The 6,240-nt window shown below is 45.3% G+C and carries 9 protein-coding genes; 7 read left to right on the top strand and 2 right to left on the bottom strand.

Features of this window, described 5'->3' with window-relative positions; all coding sequences use genetic code 11:
* A partial coding sequence (locus AC06L3_RS01260) for a hypothetical protein (RefSeq protein ID WP_475668812.1) occupies positions 1–560 on the bottom strand: 560 nt, incomplete at its 3' end.
* 83 nt (positions 561–643) lie between these two features.
* Positions 644–1,126 (bottom strand): hypothetical protein, encoded by a 483-nt coding sequence (locus AC06L3_RS01255; protein WP_475668811.1) that lies wholly within the window; start codon positions 1,124–1,126, stop codon positions 644–646.
* A gap of 410 nt (positions 1,127–1,536) precedes the next feature.
* On the opposite strand from AC06L3_RS01255, the gene AC06L3_RS01250 reads away from it, so the two are divergent.
* Genes AC06L3_RS01250 through AC06L3_RS01220 form a run of 7 tightly spaced genes read left to right on the top strand, consistent with a single transcriptional unit; the run spans position 1,537 to position 6,017 of the window.
* Complete coding sequence (locus tag AC06L3_RS01250) at positions 1,537–2,664, top strand: competence protein CoiA family protein (RefSeq protein ID WP_475668810.1); 1,128 nt, start codon at positions 1,537–1,539, stop codon at positions 2,662–2,664.
* Between the two features lie 43 nt (positions 2,665–2,707).
* Positions 2,708–3,433, top strand: a complete 726-nt coding sequence (locus AC06L3_RS01245) for a hypothetical protein (RefSeq protein WP_475668809.1) — start codon at positions 2,708–2,710, stop codon at positions 3,431–3,433.
* Positions 3,434–3,482: 49 nt separating this feature from the next.
* Entirely contained in the window at positions 3,483–3,947 is a 465-nt protein-coding gene (locus AC06L3_RS01240) for a hypothetical protein (RefSeq protein ID WP_475668808.1), read from the top strand.
* Positions 3,948–3,962: 15 nt separating this feature from the next.
* Complete coding sequence (locus AC06L3_RS01235; protein ID WP_475668807.1) at positions 3,963–4,664, top strand: A1S_2505 family phage non-structural protein; 702 nt, start codon at positions 3,963–3,965, stop codon at positions 4,662–4,664.
* Positions 4,665–4,669: 5 nt separating this feature from the next.
* Positions 4,670–5,050, top strand: a complete 381-nt coding sequence (locus AC06L3_RS01230; RefSeq protein WP_475668806.1) for a hypothetical protein — start codon at positions 4,670–4,672, stop codon at positions 5,048–5,050.
* A gap of 9 nt (positions 5,051–5,059) precedes the next feature.
* Complete coding sequence (locus AC06L3_RS01225; protein WP_475668805.1) at positions 5,060–5,515, top strand: protein-tyrosine phosphatase family protein; 456 nt, start codon at positions 5,060–5,062, stop codon at positions 5,513–5,515.
* Between the two features lie 43 nt (positions 5,516–5,558).
* Positions 5,559–6,017 (top strand): hypothetical protein, encoded by a 459-nt coding sequence (locus AC06L3_RS01220; RefSeq protein WP_475668804.1) that lies wholly within the window; start codon positions 5,559–5,561, stop codon positions 6,015–6,017.
* Positions 6,018–6,240: the final 223 nt, after the last annotated feature.

Genomic DNA, 6,240 nt, shown 5'->3' with positions numbered 1-6,240 from the left:
GTTTTGCCAACTGACTCCAGTTTATGTGTATAGATGTCTTTGTACCCGTCTAAAACCGCCCGGCCTTTACCATAAGGCCATACTTTCCTACATTCGTCAAGAAGAACATCAAAATAGTGCGAATGAAACACCATTTTCCAGAATCCTGTACAATGGTAACATGTCCACACGTTGAAGCATTGATAGTAACGCAGAAGTCCAACACACCATCTCGACAAAGGGAGTAAAGGTGCGGCATCCAATATGGCATGGTGAATGGAAATTTCATTTCGTTCTAGCATCCTTGACAGAATCTTGCCTCCCATCGAAAGACCATATGCACAATCCAGATGTCCGCACAAATTTTCTTTGACATACGTGATTGCCTGTCCCGCCTGATCGTCAATACTGGTAAATTTGGTGTATTCCCCAAGTATAAAACCGTCCACCTCTGCCGTTAATATATAATACTTCTCCCTAAGAAGGTCAATCAAAGGGAAAAATAATTCATACGAAACTCCTAGCCCGGGAAGCAAGAGCAAACTTGGTTTATCTTTATTTCCGTAAGTATGGATAATCATTCTACTATGATTAATCAGTTTGCAAATTGCTATTTAACGGTGTAAATATAATGAATCTCCAACAAACGGCATCAAGATTCTAATCATACGAACAGACATCCTGAGAAATCAGTCTTCCACCCTTCGCCATCCTCGTGCAGCTGTCCCATTCTCTCCCGGCAGTTATCCTGGTAATATGTGAGGCTGTCAGTAAACAGGTGAACGAAGTCATCTTCCACGAAATTCTCGTTCACAAGGACGGTGAAATAGCACAGCAATGCAATTGTCATCCTGATGCTGTCAAGGTCTTCTACGGCCTCAATTTGTGCCTTGTCATCCCAATCTATTTCATTGAAGTCCTGCAGGAGTGATACCTCTGCTATGTAGGAAAGCATCTCGGCCACAGTCGGCAACTGGAATTCGTCATACAGATACGACATCGGACGCTCCGACTCGTTTTTACGACTCGCAGCGTAGTCAAGCATCTCCTTTTTCATCCTCTCCAGCTTCTCGACACGTGCCGGTTCACTCTCGCGCCCTATCGACACGAGATTGAGCAATGTCCTGTCCAAGTAGTTCGTATCCATATTCAATCCAATAACTACCACACAAAATCTGGGCCGCCTCTTGCCGGGACTTCGGGAACCGGGCGGAACCGTCAACCTACGAACAAGATTTGGCCCAGATGGGATATCTGGGCACTCACTTGTTACGTACGTAGGTTGATTAAAACTTTGCCCGGTTTTTAAGTCTACTGCGTAAAAAGCAAATGCGCTTTAGTCTGTATGTCCTGGAATCCTGGCGATTCGGCCCCGATTCCAATGCAAATTTAGTTATTTTCTCCCAAACTCATTCACTTTTCGTGATTTCTGTTTGGAAATGAGGATAGTTCTTATGCCATAATACTCCAATCCCTCCTAGAAAAAACCGACTTGCACTGTCAAAACCTGTCAAACTGCTTCCGTACCTTTGTCACATTGAATATTAGGCAAGCAAAATGGAGACATACGATGGCATTCATACAATTTATGAGGGTGACGTTCAGTACCCTTATGCCGACGTCGGTGCACCGAAATTGCTCCATATAAGTGGGGTAACTCCGGAAAACCGCCGCGCTTACAACTATGAATGCCCCTGCTGCCATAAACGTCTTCGTCCGCGTCTCGGCAAGAAAAATAGGCACTGTTTCTTCCACGACAAAGGATCTCGATGTTCAATGGACAAATATATCCACGACACAGCAGAGCGCTTGCTGAAGGAGAAATTCGATAGCGACGAACCGTTTGAATTGGAGATGCCGGTCACAAGCCAATGCCGCAATATTGATAAGTGCAGATTCAAAGCAGACAATTATTCTGGCAGCTGTAAATCCGTTGAGAGGAAAACCTTCAATCTCAAAGATTACTACCAAGAATGTCTGGTGGAAAAGCAAATCGGTGACTTCCGTCCAGACCTTGCTCTTATCGATAATACCGGAAAAAAAGAACCGATATTCATTGAGATATGGCATAAGCACAAATCAGATGATACCAAACTTAATTCTGGTTATAAAATCATCGAAATCCGTCTGAAGAAGATGGAAGATCTGGAAACACTTGTCAAGGAGCCCATCCGCGAATCTGATACAGTGCAGTTATTCAACTTCAAGCCAACCACATATAATCCGAATGAAGAGCATTGTCTGAAACTGTACAAATTTGTGCTCTACCCGTCATTCAAGTCATTCTTGACTCCAATACCAACCATTCGGTGCATTGATTATCTCGATAAGCACTTCTCTCATCCTCTCATTGAAATAACGGCAAACTTGATTGGTTATTATGATACCAATGAGTTCTGGCAGTATTGCCTTCATATCTGCCGCGACAAGGGATTTGATGTCAAGGACTGCTATATGTGCAAGCATAGCAGACGAAATCGGGAGGCTGAGGAAGGAGAGCCCAAAACTATATACTGCAAGAAACTCACGACAACGGCCGTTAAGCATATATGCGAACATAATTATGGGAAAGAATGTGACTCTTTTGAGACGATTGATGGAAGATTCCTTCAGCTCAAACAGAGATTCTTTAATTCTGATTTATACATCTGGATGCCGGAGAAGGCAGACAACAATAAAGAATAGGCGATGAATTCAAACGAGAAGCCATCAAAGACATTTTGCCACTATGGAAACGAATAATCTTGGCCGTGCAGGAGCAGCTTTCGTTAGAGCCTGCAAGAAAATCAAATGGAGCCACAAGGACGAGCGCAGGATTGCGTCCTTGGATACTATCATCAAATCGCTGAAACACCTTCGGCCACGGAAAGGATATGCGTATGAGACCGTCCTTCCTTTGATGGCAGGCTATGGGGACCTATGCACTCCGTATGCCCGGAAAGAGTCAGTTCCGGACCTTGAATCCATTCACGATTTTGAACACACCCCGGCATTCTTCAGGATGATGCCGAAAGGATACTACGAAATCTGGAAGAAAGTCGGTTTTGATTTCACTACGGAATGCATCTGGGAACTCTTCCTGCTCACAGAGTTGCCTTATCACTTGCCGAAGTTCTGGCACGGAGGCTACGAGTCCATCCTCTACTTCCTGCATACCGGGGATTTGAACAAGGTCCTGGAGACAGTCTATCGTGAGCAATTCGAAGATACCAGACTCGGATTCCTGCACAAGAACGGCTTCTCAAAGCTCCAGAAACTCAATCAGGATGCCAGTCTGCTCCCCAAGGTGACGCTCGCATCAGACAACGAAGCAATCATCAATTTCACCGGCTGGAACGACTGGAACGGACTGCTCGATGTCACCGTCAGAGTCACACGAACTCCAAGAAGCATCAGATTCCACGAGAAGGAAATCAAAAGGCTTGTACCCTATAACTGCGGCATCTGTTACTAGACCGCCGGAAAAATATTATTAACTTAGCAATCAGTAAGCAAGCATTATTATGAGAACCCCTAAAGCAATCATTGAATTGGCACGTGAATACGGATATCCAGGTGCTGTGTATTTCGGCAAATTCGGAAACACCAAAGTATTCGAGCCAAAGTCAGAAGATGATGGTACTGACCCAGCCCCTATTGGGCTTCCGGATGTGTTTATCTGGGAGAACAAAAAGGCCTCAGCTGTTTCAGGAATGGCTGCCTTGGACATTTATTGTAAAATCGAAGATGGAGATGATACGAGTGCAGACGGCGAATTGAGCAGTGAACCCATCATAGTAACCAATCGCCCATTCAAATGTCAGAAATGCGGCGGAAAGGTTGTTCGTCTGGTCTATGGTATGCCGGGACCGGAAATGTACGAAAAAGCGGAGCGCAAGGAAGTTGTTCTCGGAGGATGTTTGTTCAATATTGACGGCAACCCTCAATGGGCCTGCAGCGAATGTAAGCAGCGTTATTGGAAAAAATAATCGACTAGTCACACCATGGAGAAGAATTTCTACACTGATGAAGAAAAATACTGGAGCGAGGGCGGCAATACCGGCACTCTCCCTTCCAGAATAACGCCTTCAGGAGTCAATGTGCTTGAGCCGAACGAGGTGTTCGTTTTTGGCAGCAATGAAGACGGAGCCCACATCGGAGGAGCGGCGCGTGTGGCGATGGAGAAATTCGGTGCAGTCTGGGGTCGCGGAGAGGGTCTTCAAGGGAAAAGTTATGCAATCCCCACAATGGAGGGCCTGAATAGCACCGACAGAGCCGTGAGAAGATTTACCTCGTATGCTTGTAATCATCCGGACTTGAAATTCTTCGTCACTGCTATCGGTTGCGGCATTGCTGGATACAAACCGAAAGAGATTGCCCCGATGTTTATGCAGGCAACAACTCTGAAGAATGTATATCTCCCATTGAGTTTTTGGAAGGTCCTTGTTGATATGATTGATTGCCCTGCAGAAGTCGCTGCTGCGGTACAAAATATCATCAATCTCTGCCGGTATATGCACATCAACAATGCTCCAACCTGGAATCACAGGACAGATGAAGCCATATTCAACAGTCTTGACCGTTGCCATATGTGGGCCCTGGGCATTCTGCTCGGTGTTATCGATAAGTCCGAGCAAGAGCCCCAAATCAAGGCCCTTCCGGAAGAATTGCAGGAAAGGATACTGTCAGCGCTGAAAGCATTGTAATCAAGATGGAAAACGAGACTCAGAACAGAATCCTGCGGGTTCTCTTTGTCGGAGGATTCCAAGAGCAGCGGGAAGTAATTCTCAGGCTGTGCAACTACTATTGCACTACCTGTTTTGAGGAATATTCCGGAGGAAAACCAAATCGTCTGGAGATGGTGGAGAAGAATGCCGGCAAGCTTCTTCTTGTCGACGGATATCATATGGCCTGCTGTGACTGCGACCGGTGGGATTTGATTCTGGTCTGGCCGGATTGCGATGATGCCACCAAAAGATTTCTCGATGAGAAGCCCAAAGCTCTCTGGATATCCTATCTCGACAACAGTATTGAAGGCGGATGCTACCAGCACGCAATCAATACCATCGAGCAGTGTTTGAGAATTATCTGACAAAAGCGAATGAAAGCCTACTCCTTCTCAAACCTTATCGTCCGTCCGTTCCCAACAATCGCAGACCTGAACAATCCCTGGATCTTCGGCGGTGTTCAGGTTCTCATCAATGTCTCTGGCCACGATTACCCGAAGGATGTGCTCAAGACGATAGAGGCAAAAGGAATCCGCTGGTATCATTTCCCTTTGGTAGAGGAAGGCCCGGATATGGGATTGGAGAATATTCTAGCCGCTGTGCGTGAACTGATGAAGGCCGATGCTGCCGGAGAAAAGGTAGTCCTGCATTGTTCATTCGGCAATAATCGCAGCAGGACAGTTGCAGAGGCGTTCCACTTCAAGAAGATGGGATTCCAGCTTGAGGATGAGTACAAGGGATATCCCAATCATTTGGCATACAATTGTGGTGAAGGGCATTTGCCGGAGTTTGAGGAAATGGAACAGTTTCTGATAAGCTTATCGCTATAAATGCTTATTTTTGCACAAGTAACAAGCAATATCCTTAAGAATTATGAGGAAATATCTTTTATGCATTCTGCCGTTGTTGGCAACTATTTTGGGTGGACAAATTTGCAATGCCCAGATTTCTGTTGGCAGCATAGAGGAAGACTTCGTTAAAATTACAGGCAAGGTGTATTATACCGTTGATGGAATATATACGAAAGGTGGGAACTATTACCTTGTTGTAACTACCGATAATAGGTTTGATGAACCGCAATATTTTCAAATAGGAACCAACAAACAGGAAACTATCAAAAGTCTCCAGTCAATTCTTTCTCTTTACGATACACTTGGGGCAGATTCCAAGACTGAAATTGTCGATCCCAATGGGATGAAATGCATCGTTTATAAGCAAAAAGGGATAGGTTCTTTCCTCGATTTGTATTTCAAAGATTGTGCAGGGAAAGGACAACTGGGGAAGAAAGTTCTCTCAACTTACATCAAGATTGTCAATAAGCAAAAGGAATAATCAAGCGGTCAAGCCCTTCTTCCTCCGCTGAAGCTCCGTCAGAAAGGTTTGGTTCCTGTCGCTACAGTTTTAGGTCAATAACTCACCAGCCTTCCAAAATCATCCCAGCCGGGCTGCATCTTTCCTTTACGGGTGTCATCGATAAGGGTCTGGAGCATATGCATCGCATATTCCGGTCTCTTGGAGTTGTTGTAGTGCTGGATGCGGTCAACCTTGATGCGAC

The organism is Candidatus Egerieousia sp. (assembly GCF_056211015.1).
This window is presented reverse-complemented; position numbering and strand designations above follow the sequence as displayed.

What these genes read in the sequence shown, in the direction of transcription:
- AC06L3_RS01245 (WP_475668809.1), top strand. Translation starts at nt 2,708, where the DNA reads ATGGAAACGAATAATCTTGGCCGTGCAGGAGCAGCTTTCGTTAGAGCC.
- AC06L3_RS01220 (WP_475668804.1), top strand. Translation starts at nt 5,559, where the DNA reads ATGAGGAAATATCTTTTATGCATTCTGCCGTTGTTGGCAACTATTTTG.
- AC06L3_RS01235 (WP_475668807.1), top strand. Translation starts at nt 3,963, where the DNA reads ATGGAGAAGAATTTCTACACTGATGAAGAAAAATACTGGAGCGAGGGC.
- AC06L3_RS01230 (WP_475668806.1), top strand. Translation starts at nt 4,670, where the DNA reads ATGGAAAACGAGACTCAGAACAGAATCCTGCGGGTTCTCTTTGTCGGA.
- AC06L3_RS01225 (WP_475668805.1), top strand. Translation starts at nt 5,060, where the DNA reads ATGAAAGCCTACTCCTTCTCAAACCTTATCGTCCGTCCGTTCCCAACA.
- AC06L3_RS01255 (WP_475668811.1), bottom strand. Translation starts at nt 1,126, where the DNA reads ATGGATACGAACTACTTGGACAGGACATTGCTCAATCTCGTGTCGATA.
- AC06L3_RS01240 (WP_475668808.1), top strand. Translation starts at nt 3,483, where the DNA reads ATGAGAACCCCTAAAGCAATCATTGAATTGGCACGTGAATACGGATAT.
- AC06L3_RS01250 (WP_475668810.1), top strand. Translation starts at nt 1,537, where the DNA reads ATGGAGACATACGATGGCATTCATACAATTTATGAGGGTGACGTTCAG.